At 52.6% G+C, this 18,648-nt stretch carries 12 protein-coding genes; 7 read left to right on the top strand and 5 right to left on the bottom strand.

Going from position 1 to position 18,648, the window contains the following annotated elements; translation table 11 throughout:
- Positions 1-13 precede the first annotated feature (13 nt).
- Complete coding sequence (locus K7G70_RS07290) at positions 14-592, bottom strand: SPOR domain-containing protein (RefSeq protein WP_223787958.1); 579 nt, start codon at positions 590-592, stop codon at positions 14-16.
- Positions 593-595: 3 nt separating this feature from the next.
- Positions 596-2,368: an arginine--tRNA ligase gene (gene argS, locus K7G70_RS07295; protein ID WP_223787959.1), complete on the bottom strand. Its 1,773-nt coding sequence runs from the start codon at positions 2,366-2,368 to the stop codon at positions 596-598.
- Between the two features lie 270 nt (positions 2,369-2,638).
- Between argS and K7G70_RS07300 the strand changes: the two genes are divergently transcribed.
- From K7G70_RS07300 to dtd, 5 genes are all read left to right on the top strand, one after another.
- Positions 2,639-2,881 (top strand): ferrous iron transport protein A, encoded by a 243-nt coding sequence (locus K7G70_RS07300; RefSeq protein WP_223787960.1) that lies wholly within the window; start codon positions 2,639-2,641, stop codon positions 2,879-2,881.
- 9 nt (positions 2,882-2,890) lie between these two features.
- Positions 2,891-5,119, top strand: a complete 2,229-nt coding sequence (gene feoB / locus K7G70_RS07305) for a ferrous iron transport protein B (RefSeq protein ID WP_223787961.1) — start codon at positions 2,891-2,893, stop codon at positions 5,117-5,119.
- A gap of 54 nt (positions 5,120-5,173) precedes the next feature.
- On the top strand, positions 5,174-7,003 hold the full coding sequence (gene mutL / locus K7G70_RS07310) for a DNA mismatch repair endonuclease MutL (protein ID WP_223787962.1): 1,830 nt from the start codon (positions 5,174-5,176) through the stop codon (positions 7,001-7,003).
- Between the two features lie 9 nt (positions 7,004-7,012).
- Positions 7,013-7,957, top strand: a complete 945-nt coding sequence (miaA, locus tag K7G70_RS07315; protein WP_223787963.1) for a tRNA (adenosine(37)-N6)-dimethylallyltransferase MiaA — start codon at positions 7,013-7,015, stop codon at positions 7,955-7,957.
- Between the two features lie 62 nt (positions 7,958-8,019).
- Entirely contained in the window at positions 8,020-8,457 is a 438-nt protein-coding gene (dtd, locus tag K7G70_RS07320; protein WP_223787964.1) for a D-aminoacyl-tRNA deacylase, read from the top strand.
- 50 nt (positions 8,458-8,507) lie between these two features.
- Here dtd and K7G70_RS07325 read toward each other — a convergent pair whose 3' ends face one another.
- Positions 8,508-11,294 (bottom strand): serine/threonine-protein kinase, encoded by a 2,787-nt coding sequence (locus tag K7G70_RS07325; protein ID WP_223787965.1) that lies wholly within the window; start codon positions 11,292-11,294, stop codon positions 8,508-8,510.
- Entirely contained in the window at positions 11,291-11,863 is a 573-nt protein-coding gene (locus K7G70_RS07330; RefSeq protein ID WP_223787966.1) for an ECF-type sigma factor, read from the bottom strand. Before K7G70_RS07330 ends, K7G70_RS07325 begins: the two co-directional genes overlap by 4 nt.
- Before the next feature lie 193 nt (positions 11,864-12,056).
- Between K7G70_RS07330 and K7G70_RS07335 the strand changes: the two genes are divergently transcribed.
- Complete coding sequence (locus K7G70_RS07335; RefSeq protein ID WP_223787967.1) at positions 12,057-13,700, top strand: integrin alpha; 1,644 nt, start codon at positions 12,057-12,059, stop codon at positions 13,698-13,700.
- 295 nt (positions 13,701-13,995) lie between these two features.
- Positions 13,996-15,834 carry an endonuclease gene (locus K7G70_RS07340; RefSeq protein ID WP_223787968.1) on the top strand — a complete coding sequence of 613 codons (1,839 nt, stop codon included), beginning with the start codon at positions 13,996-13,998 and terminating at the stop codon, positions 15,832-15,834.
- Positions 15,835-15,887: 53 nt separating this feature from the next.
- Here K7G70_RS07340 and K7G70_RS07345 read toward each other — a convergent pair whose 3' ends face one another.
- Positions 15,888-18,554, bottom strand: a complete 2,667-nt coding sequence (locus tag K7G70_RS07345; protein WP_223787969.1) for an alpha/beta hydrolase family protein — start codon at positions 18,552-18,554, stop codon at positions 15,888-15,890.
- Positions 18,555-18,648: the final 94 nt, after the last annotated feature.

Genomic DNA, 18,648 nt, shown 5'->3' on the forward strand with positions numbered 1-18,648 from the left:
TCTGCTTGTGTGGTTATGATTTGGTTTCTTTCAGCACCAAAGCCTTGTGCCCTCCTGCTTCCAGTTGTCGTTTTTGTTTGTCCGCTTCGCGGCTGGAGTCAAACGGTCCAACCCGCACCCGGTGCCATTCGGTGCCGTTGACATCGATCGATTGAATGAAGGCAATTTGACCGGTGAAGGCAATGCGGGCTTTCAATTCCTCGGCATCGGGCCGGTTCTTGAACGAAGCCACCTGTAATATGTAGGTGTATTCTTTGCTGTCACGCGCCACCTGTTGTTCCAGCTCTTCTTTCGGGATCACCACCTCCATTTCTGGCAACACCGAATAAAAATCATAATCCGGTTTGGACTTGCTCAAATCTTTGCTGACGTCTTCAATGGGCTGTTCGACTTCCTTGGCCACCCCCGGCACCGGCTGGTTGGGCTGAATCGGTTCGGGCACCCAACCTTTGATGTAGATGAAAATGGCCAACAACAAGCCCGACAGCACCCCACTGAGCAGGATGATCCAACCGGGCACCGGTCGTTTCTGCCCGGCTTTGCGGGTGGTCTTGCGTTTGGTGGTCTTGCGCACGGCTTTTTTCTTGGTCATGATTTATTGGTCTTCTGACAGCATTTCTTGTGGCGCGGATGAACCCAACAATGACAGGCCATCGGCCAACACATACCGCGTGGCCAAACACAAGTTTAGACGCGCGTTGCGTAAATTTTCGTTATCAATCCGCACTTGGTGGGCATTGTAGTAACTGTGGAACAATTGTGCCAGATCCCGCAGGTAGTTGGCCACCGTGTGCACCGAATAATTGGTCGCCGCTTTGGCCACCGCTTCTGGATACTGCGACAGGGCCTTGATCAAGTCTTGCTCCTGTTCTTCGACCAACAATTCCACCGCCGCATGGCCAATTTCGACATTGTGGGTCATGTTTTGTTCTTCCAATTTGCGCATGATGCTGCAAATTCGGGCATGGGCATATTGGATGTAATACACCGGGTTTTCATTGGATTGGGATTTGGCCAGATCCATGTCGAAGTCCAAATGCTGGTCATGCGAGCGCATCACATAGAAAAACCGCGCGGCATCACAACCCACTTCTGAAACCAACTCACTCAAGGTCACAAACTGCCCAGAACGGGTGGACATTGGCAATTTTTCACCCTGTTTATACAGGTGGGCGAACTGCACCAACAAAATTTCCAAGGCCGCGGGATCAAAGCCCAAAGCCTTGGTGGCGGCCTCCAGCCGCTTGATGTAGCCGTGGTGATCGGCCCCGAACACATACACCAACTTGGTGAAACCGCGTTCGAATTTGTTCAACAAATAGGCCACGTCCGAGGCAAAATAGGTTTTCAGTCCATTGTCGCGCATCACCACCCGGTCTTTTTCATCACCAAAGTGGGTGGCATTGAACCACAGGGCGCCGTCTTTTTTGTATAGGTGGCCGCCATCCTCGAGGATCTTCAAGGCCCGATCAATGGTGTCACCATCGTGCAAGGACTTCTCAGAAAACCACTCGTCGTAAAACACATTGAACTCTTCCAGGTCATCTTCGATGCCACTGAGGATCGATTTCAGCGCAATGCGAAAAATCTTTTCATAACCGGCGCCCAAAATGTCTTTGGCATTGACCACCAGGTCATCGATGTGCTGTTCCTTGTCCCCACCATCAGGCTCATCGGGACTGACTTGGGCGAACACCTCCATCTGCTCGTGGCGGTACTCGTCACCCTTGATCTGGCGCACTTTGCGGGCAATGTCAAAAATGTAGTCGCCTTTGTAACCATTGGCGGGAAACACAATGCGTTCGCCACACAGTTCCAGATACCGCAACCACACCGAGGTGGCCAGGATGTCCATTTGGCGGCCGTGGTCATTGACGTAGTATTCGGCGTGCACCTGGTAGCCCACTTTTTTCAGCACATTGGACAAGCTGGAACCAAAAGCAGCCCCCCGGCCATGTCCCACATGCAAAGGACCGGTGGGGTTGGCCGAGACAAACTCAACGGTGATCTTGGCATCCTCGCCTATCTGGCTGGCACCGAATTCATGTTTCAACTTGAGGATGCGTTTCAGCACCAACAAGCGGCAGGCATCGGTCAAGTAAAAGTTGATGAAGCCTGGGCCAGCAATCTCCACTTTGCTGACGTGGGTGGAATCGGCCATTTCGGCGATGATTTTTTCGGCGATGTCGCGGGGTTTGGCGCGCAAGGGTTTGGCCAGGGTCATGGCCACATTGGAGGCGTAATCACCGTGTTCTTTGCTGCGGGTGCGTTCGATGTTGATTGTTGGGTTTTGTTCCAGTTCAAATTCGCCTTTGGCCTGCAAATGCTCCAGGGCGTTTTCGATCAATTCCTGAATGTGTCCAATCATCAATGATTCCAGTCAAAAATAAACGCTCGATTTTAACAAACTGCTGGGCACTAAACCATGCAAATCGACGCTTTGTCACCCAAGTTCACGTTTTTTTTCCAAGCACTTGCAGTGCCGGGACTGGCCACCCATGGCGGCGCTTCAGTGATGCCCCGAGCAGGGGGTTTGATTTGGGTCAAACAAAAGTCACTTATTGTGGATCGGTGCTTGATTAATGGCCCAAATTACCCAATAATGAGAACCATTATTATTTTCATTCAGTGATTGATCATGAACCACCCCAACCCCACTGCAGTGCAGTTGTCACAAGCCACCGCAGGCAACACCTACCAAGTGTGTCACAACAACTGTTCTGACAGTTTGGGACAAAAATTGACTTTGATGGGTTTGGGTCTGGGCATGGTGATTGAGTTGCTGGCCTTGTACAAGCACGGCGCGGTGGTCAAAACCCCATTTGGCCACATCGCGGTGGGGACCGACTTGGTCAACGCCATTTCCGTTTCGCTGGTTTAAGCCACCGCCATGAATGAGCGCCAGAGAACCTTGCCACGGGTCGCCCTGATCGGCAACCCCAATTGTGGCAAAACCACCCTGTTCAATGCGCTGGCAGGGCAAAACAAAAAAACCGGCAACTGGGCCGGGGTCACCGTCAACCAAACCCAAGCCCGCCTGGTGCGCCACAACACCCAGTTCACCTTGGTCGATTTACCCGGGATTTATGGCTTGTCGCTGGCTGATTTGAGCCAAGATGAACGGGTGGTCAAACAGGCCATTGAACGTGGCGACATCGACCTGTATGTCAATGTACTGAATGCCAACAACCTGGAACGCGGCTTGTTCCTGACCAGCGAAGTATTGGATTTGGACAAACCCACCGTGCTGGTACTCAACATGGATGACGAGCGGGCCGCCAGTGGCAAAACCATCGACACGCAAAAATTGGCCGCCATGACCGGCTGCCCAGTGATCAGCACCACCGCCATCAAGCGCATCGGTCTGGTGGCATTGTTTGATGCCATCGCGGCCCACCTGGCCAGCCCCGATCATGTGCCCCATGAGCACACCGAACTGCCGGCCGACATCGAATTGCCCGCGGCCGATAGCCCTGCGGCCGCCATCAAGGCCCACTTGCAACGCTCAGAAGATGTGCTGGCCGACAGCAAACGCATCTTCGAGGCCCGCTTTGAACAGTCTTTACAACTGGCCCAAGCGGTCACCCACACAGCGGAGACCAACACCGAAGCCAACGCCCAAGCCAGCAGCCATACGGCCTTCAACCAGGTGGACCAGTGGTTGACCCGGCCACTGACCGGCACCTTGGCCTTTTTGTTGGCGATGTACTTGATGTTTTTCTTTGCCATCAATGTGGCCGACGTCTTCATCGACTTTTTCGACATCGCTGCCGGCGCCCTGTTCATCGACGGCACCAAACAACTGTTGGCTGCCATCCATGCCCCTGACTGGTTGGCAGTGGTGCTGGCCGATGGCATCGGTGCCGGCATCCAAACCGTCGCCACCTTCATTCCGGTGATTGGTTTTCTGTTCTTGTTTTTGACCCTGCTGGAAGAGTCCGGTTATATGGTGCGGGCGGCCTTTGTGATGAACAATTGGTTGCACCGCATCGGCCTGTCAGGCAAAGCCTTTGTGCCCTTGATTGTGAGTTTCGGCTGCAATGTGCCGGCGGTGATGGCCACGCGCCAATTGGCCCGTCAAGACGAGCGCATCATCACCACCTTGATGGCCCCGTTCATGTCTTGTGGCGCCCGTTTGTCGGTTTACGCCTTGTTTGTGGCGGCCTTTTTCACCGAACACGCGGCCTTGATCGTGTTGTCACTGTACCTGATTGGGGTGCTGGTGGCGATTGCCACCGGCTTGTTGATGCGCCGCACCATTTTGCCTGGCAAACCCGATCCGTTTGTGATCGAACTGCCCCAATGGCGCTTCCCAGGGGTTCGCCACATCCTCAAATCAACCTGGCACAAGCTGCGGGGTTTCATCGTCGATGCCGGAAAAATCATCATCGTCATCGTGCTGATTTTGCAACTGATAGCTTCGATTGGTCGGGATTTCAGCTGGGGCAACGAAGACATCGACGAGTCCTTACTGGCGGCCGGGTCGCAAATCGCCACCCCGCTGTTTGCGCCGATGGGCATTGATGAGGACAATTGGCCGGCGGTGTTGGGCTTGTTCACGGGCTTGTTGGCCAAAGAAGTGATGGTCGGGTCGCTGGACGCCATCTACACCAAATCCATCGAGGAGACCGACGCCAGCATCGGCGAACAACTGTTGGCCGCGGTACAAACCATTCCTGACAAAGCCGTCGGTCTGGCCGATGCCCTGGTCGATCCGCTGGGTATGTCATTAACCGAAATTGATGCGGTGGAAACCATGGCTGAAAACCAAGGGGTTTCAAGTCAACTGTTTGGCATTTTACAGGACAAATTCAGCAGCACTTGGGCTGCCTATGCCTACCTGCTGTTCGTGTTGTTGTATTTCCCCTGTGTGACGGTGATCGCCACCATTGCCAAGGAATCGGGCAAAAAATGGGCGGTGTTTTCCGCCACCTATTCAACCGCGGTGGCCTACCTGATCGCCAGTGGCTTTTATCAGGTGGTGATGTTCAAGAACCAACCCGTGTTTGCCTCCTTGTGGTTATTGGGTTCGGTGCTGGCCATGGGGGTATTTTACGGGGTCTTGAAAAGGCATGCCAAGCAAACCCGACAGCAGACCATTCCGCTGCACATCACATAATCGCAGACAGGAAACGCTGCAGAGATCGGCCCCACACGTGTTAAAATAAGTGCCATGCCTATCAGACAATTACCCAATCAATTGATCGACCAAATCGCCGCTGGCGAAGTGGTTGAACGACCGGCTTCGGTGGTCAAAGAACTGGTCGAAAATGCCTTGGACGCCGGTGCCACCGTGATCGACATCGACGTGCAGACCGGCGGCAAGAAGCGCATCAAAATCACCGACAACGGCCAAGGCATTCCTGAGGCCGATTTGGCCATGGCTTTACAGCGCCACGCCACCAGTAAAATCCACTCCTTGGACGACCTGGAATCGTTGTTGACCATGGGTTTTCGTGGCGAAGCTTTGCCCAGCATCGCTTCGGTCAGTCGTTTTGAATTGATTTCCCGCCACCAAGGTGCCGAGATGGCCTACCAGATCAGCGCCCACGGCGGCGAGATTGACGGTCCCAAACCGGCGGCCCATCCGGTGGGCACCACAGTGATTGTGGCCGATTTGTTTTTCAACACCCCAGCCCGACGGCGGTTTTTGAAAACCGACAAAACCGAATACCTGCGCATTGATGAGCTGATCAAGCGCGTGTCCTTGTCACGCTTTGATGTCACCTTCCGCCTCAGCCACAACGGCAAAATGATCCGCAATGCCCAAGGTGGCGACACCGAAATCTTGCGCCACCAACGCATCAACCAACTGTGTGGCAAAGACTTCATCGACAACGCCATTTTCATCACACAACAACGCGGCAACTTGCGCCTGTCGGGATGGGTGGCCAAACCGTCGTGGAATCGGGCGCAACCGGACCGGCAATTTTTCTACATCAACCAACGCATGATCAAAGACAAGCTGGTGGGTCATGCCATCCGCCAAGCCTATCAAGACGTGCTGTTCCATGGTCGCTTTCCGGCTTTTGTGCTGTACCTGGAAATCGATCCTGAATTGGTCGATGTCAACGTCCACCCGACCAAACACGAAGTGCGCTTTCGCGATTCCAAGCTGGTGCATGACTTCATTTTTGGCTCCATCCATCAGTCGCTGGCCGCCACCCGTGTCGGTGCCATGCAAGAGTCCAAAGCCGAGCCCTTGCCGGATTACTCACAAATGCAACACCGCATGAACCTGTCTGGCGGGGGTGGTTACGGTGGTTTGGGTGCCAGCACCCCAGCAGCAGGTGTGCGCGAGGCCAGTTTTGACTATTTACAACAATCGGCCCAAGCAAGCAGCCAATTGCACACTTATCCGGTGGGTGATGCCATCAGCAGCCCCAGCTTACCTGAGGCCGATGGTCAACACCAAGACATCCCGCCTTTGGGTTATGCCAAAGCGCAGATCCACGGGGTGTTCATCATCGCCGAAAACCAGCATGGCCTGATCATCGTCGACATGCACGCGGCCCATGAGCGCATCACCTATGAGCGCATGAAAGAAAAATTCCATGCCGATGCCTTGAAAAACCAAAAACTGTTGGTGCCGATTCAGGTCAATGTGTCGGCCCGCGAAGTGGGTGCGGTGGAATCCCACCGAGAGTGGTTTGAACAATTGGGCTTTGAGTTGGGGGTCATGGGTGAAGAAAGCCTGGTGATCCGCAAGATTCCCGCCATGTTGGCCAATGCCGATGTGGAAAACCTGATCAAAGACGTGTTGTCTGAAATTGTGGCCTTGGGCTCCAGCCAAAAAATCGAAGCCCAGATTAATGAGATCATGTCGACCATGGCCTGTCATGGCTCGGTGCGGGCCAATCGCCAACTGTCGATCATGGAAATGAACGCCTTGTTGCGTGACATGGAACACACCTTGCGTTCGGATCAGTGCAACCACGGCCGCCCCACCTGGGCTCAATTGGACATGAAACAACTGGACAAATTATTCCTTCGTGGTCAATAATCATCCGCCATGGTGGATCAAACTGCAGCAGCCAAAGCCATCTTGCTGATGGGACCAACGGCAGCGGGTAAAACCGATGCCGCCATCTTGCTGCACGAACAATTCAACGCCAACATCATCTCCGTGGATTCCGCCTTGGTTTACAAGGGCATGGACATCGGCACCGCCAAACCCGACGCCGCCACCCTGGCCCGCGCGCCTCATGCCTTGGTCGATGTCTGTGAGCCGTGGGAACCTTATTCGGCTTCGAACTTTTGTCACGACGCCAAAAACCTGATGCAAGCCAGCAGCGAAAGTGGCCGCATGCCGTTGTTGGCCGGCGGCACCATGTTGTATTACCACGCCCTACAGCACGGTTTGTCGCAACTGCCAGCAGCCGACCCAGCCGTGCGGGCCAAAATCCAAGCCATGGCAGACGAGTTTGGTTGGGAACACGTGCACGAACAATTGGCCGAAGTCGATCCAGACAGCGCCACCCGCATCCACCCCAATGACCCGCAGCGCATCAACCGGGCCTATGAAGTGTATTTATTGACCGGGCAAACCATGACCACCTTGTATGCCATGGACCAGGGTCAAAAGCTGCCTTTCCAAACCTTGAAAATCATCATTGCACCGGCCGACCGCAGCCTCCTGCACCAGCGCATCGCCATGCGCTTTGAACAGATGCTGGCGCAAGGTTTTTTGGATGAAATGCGCAGCTTGATGGCCGATTCCCGCAACCACGATGAATTGCCATCGATGCGATCGGTGGGTTACCGCCAGGCTTGGGAACACCTCGAGCACAACACCAGTCGCGAGGATTTCATCTTCAAAGGCATCGCTGCCACCCGCCAACTGGCCAAGCGGCAATTGACCTGGTTGCGCAAAGAACCGGACGCCATTTGGCTGGATCCCACCCAACCCGATTACTTGGCGCAGTTACAAGATCAGGTGCATGCCTTCATCGACTGAATTCACGCTAAATACAGCCCCAGGCCTAAATTTTTCCCTGTTTTCTGCTAATATCCCAGTTCATGAAAGCCCTGATCCAACGCGTTAAACAAGCCCAGGTCGCAGTCGGCGGTCAAACCGTGGGCCAGATCCAACAAGGCATTTTGGCTTTGATCGGGGTGGAGCGCGAGGACACCGTGCAAGACGCCGAAAAAATCCTGGGTAAAATCGCTCGTTACCGCCTCTTTGCCGATGACGCGGGCAAAATGAATTTATCCCTGAATGACATCCAAGGTCAGCTGTTGTTGGTGTCGCAATTCACGCTGGTGGCCGACACCAAAAAAGGCAACCGACCTGGCTTCTCCCGCGGCGCCACCCCAGCGCATGGACAACACATCTTCAATCAAATGGTGGCGCTAGCGAAACAAACCGGCTTGCACACCGAAACCGGCCAGTTCGGTGCCGACATGCAAGTCAGTCTGGTCAATGACGGACCCGTGACCTTTTGGTTGGAAAGCTGACTGCGGTCATTTCTTCTCATCGAGCACGAATGATGACAATTGTCACAATTTCAACTTTCAGGATTCACTGAAGCAGACAGGGACAAGCGCTGTATCCATTGGTTGATCAGGGCCAACTGTGCGGCTGGCACAACAACCTGATGGGTCGAATTGTTGGACGCTGCGGCCAACTCACAATGCCGATGCCACACGGCCAAATACACCGGGTTGATCAATGCTGCTGGTTGGCGGTCAAGTTGGCAATGGTCTGGGTCATCACTGGCTAAGGTCAACTGTTGCCACAATGACATGGCATCGGCTGGCGAACGGTCAGCCGCCACCGCCACGTCTTGTCCAGGCTGTAACAATTCACCCAGGGCCGCCACCACCGCCAGGTCATCAGCCAAGTTTTGGGCTTGTTGCCAAAATTGGGCGGCTGCCAGCTGATCACCGGCCAACCAAGCGCCCAAACCCATTTCAGCGACATTGATGGCCTGATCGCTGATATCGGTCTCGGTGCGCCCTTGGCCTTTTGCGGTCACATGATCGACATTGACTTGCCAAGCTTGTTGCGCCAATTCGTGGTGACCCAAACTGGCCAGCAATTGCGCCAATAGCTGCAGATACAAAGCCACCCGTGGATGGTCTCGACCATACATCTGATGGGCCAAACTCAAACCATTCAATGCAGCGTCAAAGGCCACTTCGTGCTGGCCTGCTTTGAGGTTGAATTCATGGCGCAAGTCCTGAATGATCATGGAGGTGAACTGGTGATTGCGCTTGGCGGCAATGGCAGCCGCTTGTTCCAACTGCTGCAAGGCAGCCAGCGGCTGGCCGGTGTTGAACAGGTATTTGGCGTGATAACTCATGTTGCGCGCCAACACATGACTGTCGGGATCAAACGCCTGGACCCGCGCCACCGATTCCTCCAAATAGGGTCGAGCCAGTGCGTATTGATCTTGCAGCATATACATGCGGCCAAAACCATTCAAGATGGTGGCATAAGCTGTGTTGTCACGACCCAATGAAGCGGCAATGTGAGACAAACTCTTGGTATAAAAATCAGCGGACAGCTCATAGGCCCCTTGTCGCCGAGTGATCACGGCAAATGAATTGTAAGTTCGGCCCAGTGCTTCGCGGTCTTTGATGCGCCCAGATTCCATCAACTCATGAGCCACTCGCATGTACTGGTAGGCGGTTTCATTTTCAAAGCGCTCCACATGGCACTTGATGATGGCATTCAAGGCGTTCAATCGCACCGATGGAAAATCTTCGGGCGCTGCATCCAGTTGTGCAATCACCGAATGACCAACCTGCAAACAGCGTTCGAAGGCACCATCGGCATGGTGGTGGCCGGCGGCTTCATACAACCAATACAAAGCGGGGCGTGACAGGGCCCCTTCGGTTTTCACATAAATCTGATGAATCTGTTCTGCGGTGGTGGCGGCCTCGTCATACAAGGCCAATTGGGTGTAAATTTCAGTCACCTTGGTGAGGATTTCTATTTGACTCTCTGGATCTTCGGCCAAAGCATCCTGATTCTGTGACAAGGTGAGCTTGACCGCTTCTCGAATGGTGGTGGCGCCCTGATTGGGATGAGCCGGATCAGCTTGGCTGAGGACCCGGGTCATGAAATCCAAGGTGGTTTGAGCCCGATTCGCTTCCTGCCTGGCTTCCATGGCATAGTACTGCACCACCACCATGGCCACCAACAAAACCAGAGACAAAGACAACAAACCCACAGTCAACCATCGATTCCTCTGCACAAACTTCTGCAAGTGATAAGCCCGCCCACCTTGCATGGCTGCCACCGGCTCATTGGCCAGCCAATGGGCCAAATCGGCTGCCAAATCATGCATCGTCACGTACCTTTTGAGGGGGTCTTGGTGCATGGCGCGCAAAATGATTTGGCCCAGTTCGGGGTTCACTGAGTGGAAGTGTAACAGCTGTTTGATGTGGGCAGTGATGGCTTCAGGGTCATGATCTTGTGCCGTGAATGCTGGCTGCGGTGACCGCCCGGTGAGCAACTGCAACAGCGTGGCACCCAATGAATAGATGTCGGTTTTGATGGTGATGTGCTCACCCCGCACCTGTTCTGGAGACGCGATGTTGGGGGTGTAAATGGGATGGGATTGGCGTTGTTGCTGATAAGTGAACGCCGCGATACCGAAATCCACAATTTTCAGTTGGTCATTGGCATCCATCAAGATGTTGTCGGCTTTCAAATCGCCATGAATGATCAAATGATCGTGGGCATTGACCATGGCGGCTGCGGCTTGATGAATCAACTGCACCGTGCGCCGCTCATCGGCCCCTTGCCGGGCCACGTATTCCCGCAAGGTGATGGCGTCGGCCAACAGCTCCATCACCAAATAATAAATGCCCTCACTGGATTCACCGCCATGATAAAAAGCCACGATGTGTTGGTGGTTCAATTTTGACAGCGCTTTCAACTCACGCTGAAATAAGGTGACCAATTCATCCGAATCAGACTGCACCGACAAGACTTTGATGGCCACCGGCTTTTGCACCGAAGAATCAACCCGTTTGGCCCGGTAAATGGATGACATGCCTCCCACTGCCAACAAATCAGTCAACTCATAATGATCAATGCGTGCACCTGTCAGGTCAGTCAGCTGTTGCATGCGTCGGAACAATTGGCTGGCGTCTACATCATCCAGCAAGGTTTTCGATTTGTTCATGGCAGCCAACAACCGTTGTACGTGTTGTTTCACCGCTGGTGACAATGTGTCATCCGCTGCCAACTTGGCCTGGGCTTGGGCCTCAGTCAGATCTACATAAGCTTCGAATGCGGCTTTGGCCTGTTGCCACAGGTGCTGTGTATCAGAGGGTTTCATGAGGCAGTGCTGTCTTCTATGAGGTTCATCAACAAGGCGCGGGCAATTTGCCATCGCTTGTGCACTTGTGAAATGCTGCAAGCGTATATTTCGGCCATTTCAGCAAAAGTCATGCCCGAAAAAAACTTCAGGGAGGTCAATTCAGCCAGCGCTGGGTCAATGACTTGCAGTTGTTGCAAGGCATCATCCAACAACATCATGTCCAAAGCGATGTCCTTATCTCCCTGCACTTGACTGTGTTGAAAAGCGGTCTCTTGACCTTGACGTTTCAACCGCTGGTGATGCCGCAGGTTATCGATCAGATAGAAGCGCATGCAACGGGCCGCTGTGTGATAAAAATGCTGCTGATTCTCAAAACTGTAGTGGCCTTGTAGCTTGAACTTCAAATAGCACTCATTCACCAATACGGTGGGACTCATGTGCTGACCTGGGTTCAGTTTCAACAGTTCCTTGCGGGCCAATGCTTTGATCGCTGGGTACAAACGATCAAACAATTCATCACAGGCGCCTGCCGACAAGTGTTGGTCGAACAACGAGGTGATGGCATGCATGTCATTGCGGGTGTTCATGACCAATCATCATAGCCTTTGCCACGCACCGTCACAAGATCACCAGGATCAGAAGGCTTAAATTGTGAAAGACTTGGCAGTTTATGACCCTCAAAGGTTTTTTTTCGGCATGGATGAAAAATTTACCTGAATACAGCGAACTCACCAATAAGGGCTGCAAATGCCCCAATTTTTCAACAGTTAGGAGTATGACATGAAACGATACGACACAATCATGATCTTGGGTTTGCTGCTGGGCAGTTACTCAAGTCAAGCACAACAAGAGCCTGACAGCCCATTTGCATGGCTCTTCAACGTCATTGATGAGCGGCTGTGGAACCAAGACACCGTTGGCATCAGTGGCAGCACTGTGGCCATCGATCGCTTTGGTGAGGCGGTGGCTGATGGGGATTTCAACAACGACGGTTGGCAAGACCTGGCCATTGGCATCCCCAACCATGACTTTTTCTTTGGTGCCATCCTCAACACCGGCACCGTGCTGGTGATCTATGGCACACCCAATGGTTTGGATCCAGACAACCACCAATACCTGTATCAAACTTTCGACAACAGCGGCAGCAATCTGGAAACCCTCAATGGCATTGAGGCCAATGACCAATTCGGTCAAAGCATCGCCAGTGGTGATTTCAACTGTGATGGGTTTGATGACTTGGCCGTTGGCACCCCCAATGAGTCCGTCATTCTCAGCGGCAGCACCCGCAGTAATGTGGGGGCCATCAACATCTTTTATGCTTCGGCCTCAGGTTTTGCTGACAATGGACAAGGCTCAACCTTCATTTGGCAAGGCAGCGGCTTGGGCACTTCATTCAACGGTTCAATTTCAGCCGGTGATCGATTTGGTTGGGCCATGGTGACTGGCAACTTCGATGGCGACACCCACAACGGCAACCGCTGTGTTGATCTGGCGGTTTCCACACCGTTTGAAGATTTTGGTAATGCCGACCAAATTCAGAATGCCGGCCAGGTCGATGTGTTTTATGGGGACCCAGCTGGATTGGACGGTGCCAACCGCGATTCACTGAGCCAAAACACATTTGGCATTGATGATTCGGCCGAAAGCAATGACCAATTTGGTCGCAGCCTGGCTGCCAGCCGCTTCCGATCAGATGTGGTTTTTTCTGACTTGGCAGTGGGTGTGCCTGGTGAAATGGTAGACGGTGAGGCCAACGCGGGTATTGTCCAAGTGTTTTATGGTGCGGCATCCGGTTTGCAGGCCAATGCCGATGATGAGATATGGCACCAAGGCGATGGCATCATTGGGGTGCCAGAAAACAATGACCGCTTCGGACAAACCTTAACCACAGGTAACTTCAATGGCGACCAGGCCTTTGATCTGGCTGTCGGCGTCACTGGCGAGGACTTGAATGGCGATGGTGTGTTTGCCGCTGGTGCGGTCAACATCATTTATGGTGGTGTGGCGGGATTGAGCACCACTGGCAACCAAATCTTTCATCAAAACACCGACGGCATCAATGGCGTGGCTGAAAACAGTGATCAATTTGGCGACGCCCTCACCGCCGGTGATCTGAATTATGATTTGTACACTGATTTGGTGGTGGGGGTGCCCAGAGAAGATGGCTTGGCTGGTGCTTTTCACATCATTTATGGCGGCAATTCCGGATTAACGATCGAAGACAACATCTATCAAAACTCGGGTTCATTGAGCGGCGATGAAATGGCTTATGTCATGACAGTGGGCGATTTCGGAGCCGGTCCCGAACTGGTGGTGGGGTTGCCTGGCGATGACTCGATTGATGGCGAAAATGACTCGGGCTCGGTGCGGGTTTACAGCTTTGAAAACCCCGATGTGATCTTTGCCGATGATTTTGATGGCTGATCACTGTTTCACCCCCACCGTTGCAGATATGCAGCCGGTTGGGGGTGTTTTTTTGTGACCAAACACCGGTTTTGCCTCAGACTGCCCTGTTTATAATCAAACAGCACCGGATTGTGCGACACCCAAAAGACGCCCATTGAAGGGTGCGAGCGGTGTCACAGGATGTGATGTGGTGGGCTGTTCACAGAACCGTCACCCCAGCGTCATCCCGGGTTCACATGCCCTTGATAAGTTGCGGGTCACAGGTTCAGCGCAACGCTCACCTGACGACAACAAACACAAGTGGGAGTGAATCATGAACCGACACCGATCTCTGGTCAGGCTGTGCATCAACACCAGCCTGTTGCTTTTTTCTTCTTGGGTTTGGGCCCAAGCCGACCCCAACTACTATGCCAGTGTCGATGAGTCAACGCCGACGGCCTTGCGCAACTCACTGCACGCCATCATCGATGACCACACCCGACTGCCCTACACTTCATCGGCCACCGATACCTGGGACGTGTTGGAATTGGCCGGGGAAAATGTCGATGACAGCAATGAAGTCATCGCCATTTACAAAAACGCGGCTTACCAAAAAGTTGGCGGCGGCAACAATGATTACAACCGGGAGCACTCCTGGCCAAAATCTTATGGTTTCCCTGACGACGGCAGTGGCAATTACCCCTACACCGACATGCACCACCTGTTCATCGCCAACGGCTCTTACAACTCTTCCCGCAGCAACAAGCCGTTTGACATTTGTACCGGTGGTTGTGATGAGCGCAGCACCGAAGTGAACAATGGCCGTGGGGGTGCCGGGCAGTCCAATCACACCAAAAGCGGGGTGTGGGATGTGTGGTCAGCCCGCCAGGGCGACATCGCCCGTGCCCTGTTTTACATGGATGTGCGTTATGCCGGCGGCACCCATGGCATCACTGGTCACTGGGAACCGGATTTACGCCTGACCGATGATTTGGCTTTGATCCAAGCCTCACAGACGGGCAACAACGAAAGTGTGGCTTACATGGGTTTGTTGTCGGTGCTGTTGCTTTGGCACCAAAATGACCCGGTTGATATATATGAACACCAACACAATGAAGCGGTGGCCGCGGCCCAAGGCAACCGCAACCCATTCATCGACAACCCCCAATGGGTGCGCTGTGTGTTCGAGTTGGTTTGTGATGGCGGTGGCGGCGCCGATACCACCCCACCAGCCCAGGTCAGCAACCTCAGTGCCACCCCCAACAACCAACACATCTATGTCGATTGGTACAACAACGACGAAACCGATCTGGCCGGATACACCGTTTATCGATCGGTCAACAACGGCCCGTTTAATCCACTGAATGCAAATTTACGGGTCTATTCAAATTACACCGACAGCGCCGTTGCTGCCGGCAACCACTACCGCTATTACGTCACCGCGGAAGATCAGGCCGCCAATGAGTCGATGCCCAGCGCCACCGTGTCAGTCAACTTCGGTGACAACGCGGGCTCGGCACTGAGCAATGGCGTGCCCAAATCCGGCTTGTCAGGTAACAGCGGCAGTCAGCAGTTCTACACCTTCGAAGTGCCAGCCGCTGCCAGCGCTTTGAGTTTCAGCCTCAGTGGCGGCAGTGGCGATGCCGACCTGTACATCAGGCATGGCAGCCAACCGACCACCGGCACTTTTGATTGCCGTTCTTGGACTGGCAGTAACCATGAAAATTGCACCATCAATAACATCCAAGCCGGCACCTACCACGTGTTGATCCATGCCTATGAGGACTTCAGTGGCGCCAGCTTGTTGGCCCAATACACAGACTCAGCCCCGCTGGTTTATACCAACAACAGCAACGTCAACATCCCCGACAACAACCCGGTTGGTGCCACCAGCTCAATCACCGTGGGCTTAACCGGCGCCGCCGGTGACATGCGCATCAGCTACAACATCGTGCACACCTACCGGGGTGATTTGCGGGTGGAGTTGGTGGCGCCCAATGGCCAAGTGACCACCTTGCGCAACCCCAGTGGGGGCAGCACCAACAACCTGGATGAAGTGGTCACCACCGACCAAGGCACAGCACCTGCGGGCGGCACCTGGCAATTGCGGGTCACCGATGTGTACAGCCAAGACACCGGCTACATCAACTCCTGGCAAATTGAATTTTTGTGATTGACGCCGTGATGGCAGACCTCAAAGTACTTGGGCTTTGAGGTCTGCACAGTTCATTGATCGGCGTTGATGTAATCGGTCACCGTGGTGGCCGGAGGCAAGTCCTTGGTGTCCTGACCAATGTCCAACGGCAAATCCAGGTGTTGATCCAAAAATTTCAGACTTTCGGCGACGTAGTGGATGTTGGAGTTGAGGTGTTTCATGGAATGGCCTTCATCCATTAAAATGGTCAGATCGGCATCCATTTTCAGAATGGTGAACATCTGTTGCATGCGCAAAGCGTGTTCCAAAGTCACCCGCTCATCAGTCAAACCATGAAACAGCTTGATCGGTCGATTGATCTTTTCCACCAAATAAAACGGGGACTTATTCAACAAGCGATTGAGGTCTTTTTGAGGATCGCCGACAATTTGCGCCAATTCAGTAAAAAACCCATCGTCTTTGATCAGGGATTCGTTACCAAACAACAACGGCAAATCCATCACGCCATGCAGCGAAATCGCACAACGGTATACTTCCGGGTACAACACCGTCAGCATCACCGCCGAATAACCGCCATAGCTGCTGCCCATGGCGCACACTTTATGCAAATCCAAATCGTGTTTCTCGGCCGCATGCAGCACCATGGCGTGAATGTCGGCTTCAATTTTTTCGCCCCACTGTTGTTTACCCAATTCCTTGAAAGCTTTGCCATAGCCACTGGATCCGCGGTAATTGACCTTCAAAGTCGCGATGCCTTTGGCGGCAAAAAAATGCTGCATTTCGTCGTTGTTGGCAGTGTCCCTCACCCCAATGGGTCCGCCATGCGGGATCACCACCAATGGTGGCTTGTTATCACCCCGCAGTGAGGGCACCACCAAAAACCCTTCCACCGTAACCCCATCTTCGGCGGTGATGGTCAAACTGTGGTTGTCACCCTTGGGCAGTTGCTCATAAACCGGACTCTCATCCAACAACTTGGTGATGCTGCCAGCCTGTTGTTGATACAAGTACCAAGACCCCTTGGAAAACTGGGTGGTGGCATACAGCAACATCAATCCATGCTCAGGCAAGTGTTGCTGGACATACAATTGCAACTGCGGATTTTGTTCCCGCAATGACTTGATGCGATCACTTTCTTCATCCAAAAAGAGGCGTTGTGACAAGCCACCTTCCATGTGGGTGTAACCAATGATTTGGCGCGTGCTTGGATCCTGAATCAACGTTTCAATGTCAACCTCTGGATTTTCAATGAAAGGTCCCAGGTGGGCATAATCAGTGACCGAATATTTGTGCACCGACTGCTTGTCTCCATAGGCATCTGTGAACGCATAAAAGAATGTTTCATCGGCAGATAATTTAACCGGCAAAGGCACATCATCGTCATCATAACTGGTTTTGATTTTGACCCAATCATCAGAATCTTTATTGGGCAAAAACCAATGGTGATACAGCACTTGTTCATTTTTCTTGTCGTATTCAACTTCAATGGCCGAACGCACCGCGCCACTGTGATCGGTCAACCAGTCAATGACTTTGTCAAACTTTTTGGTCTTTTTGAATTTCTTTTTGAATGATTTCTTGACGGTCTTTTCGGTACTGGTATCCACCAAATAGACACCATTGATGTTTTTGTTGTTGACATCTTGTAAGCGGTGGTTGGTGAAGAGCATCCGATTTTCCTGATCAATCAATGGATCCAAGACAGAACCCGCCAAGGGCATTTCAACCACCTGGGCCCCAGTCAATTCAGTGTCCCCATGCCATTGCAAATGTACCACTTGGCTGAACGAATATTTTTCATAGTCCAAATCATATAAAAAAGAATTTTGGTCAATCCATCGCAGGTTTCTGACACGAGCGCGGTTGGGCAAAAACTCTTTGAACACCACATAGGATTTGAAGGTTTTGATGTTGACCACCTCAATCAAAGTTTGCTTGTTTTGCTTGGAGCTCATCAACACCCACTCACCTGATGGGTTGATCTCTCCAGAGACTTGGGCATCGTGATCCAAATAGTCGTTTAACATCGGAAATTGTTGAATTTGTTGGTCAACTCCGTCATCGATGTCAAATAACTTAATGGGGGTGCTCGACTGTTCAATTTCTCGATAGTCCAGTTGTTGCCTGGCTTTGAAATCATATTTTTTCAGCATGGCCGGGAAAAATCGATGATATTCATCGGCGGAGTAACCGCTAAAAACCATGGGTGTGTCACCAGTGAACTGTCGGTAATTTTCCTGAAAATGAGGCCACTCAATGGCAGCCTTGTTGAAGGATTTCAAAGAAAAATAACCACGGAATAAGCCGGTGTATTTGAATTCAGTGCGCCAAGTTCCTGGGTAGTTCACCACCCCGGGTTTCACTTCAAAAGTGTGCTCATCGGCTTCAAACTTGAACCAACTCAAGCCGAACAACAAATAGCCTCTGATCGATTTCCAATAATATTTGCCCGCTTTCAATTTGATCAGTGCATGGTTTTCACCCGCGGTCAAATCAGTGAACCTGAGTTTTTTACCAGAATCGACCGGATCGATGATTAAGGTGGTGAAGTGGTGATTGCTTTCTACAGACAAATAAAGATAACCCTCATCGGCGGCCAATTCTGGGTCTGAGCCTTTGAGGATTTGCAGTTCATTCTCATTGAATTTGAGGCCCCATGCTGTGCCACATATCAGCATCAGCAACAAGCCGAGTGTGGGCGTGAGAATGGTCCTTTGCAGTTGTGAATGGTTTGGCATGTCGTCCCTGTGTCTGTTGGTTGATTTCGATTGCAGATTTTAACAAAATTTTCAGTCCGTGTTGGGTGGCAGCGCCATAGACCTTGCTGGCTGT

Source organism: Marinicella meishanensis, from assembly GCF_019931145.1.
GTDB classification, from domain to species: Bacteria; Pseudomonadota; Gammaproteobacteria; order Xanthomonadales; family Marinicellaceae; genus Marinicella; species Marinicella meishanensis.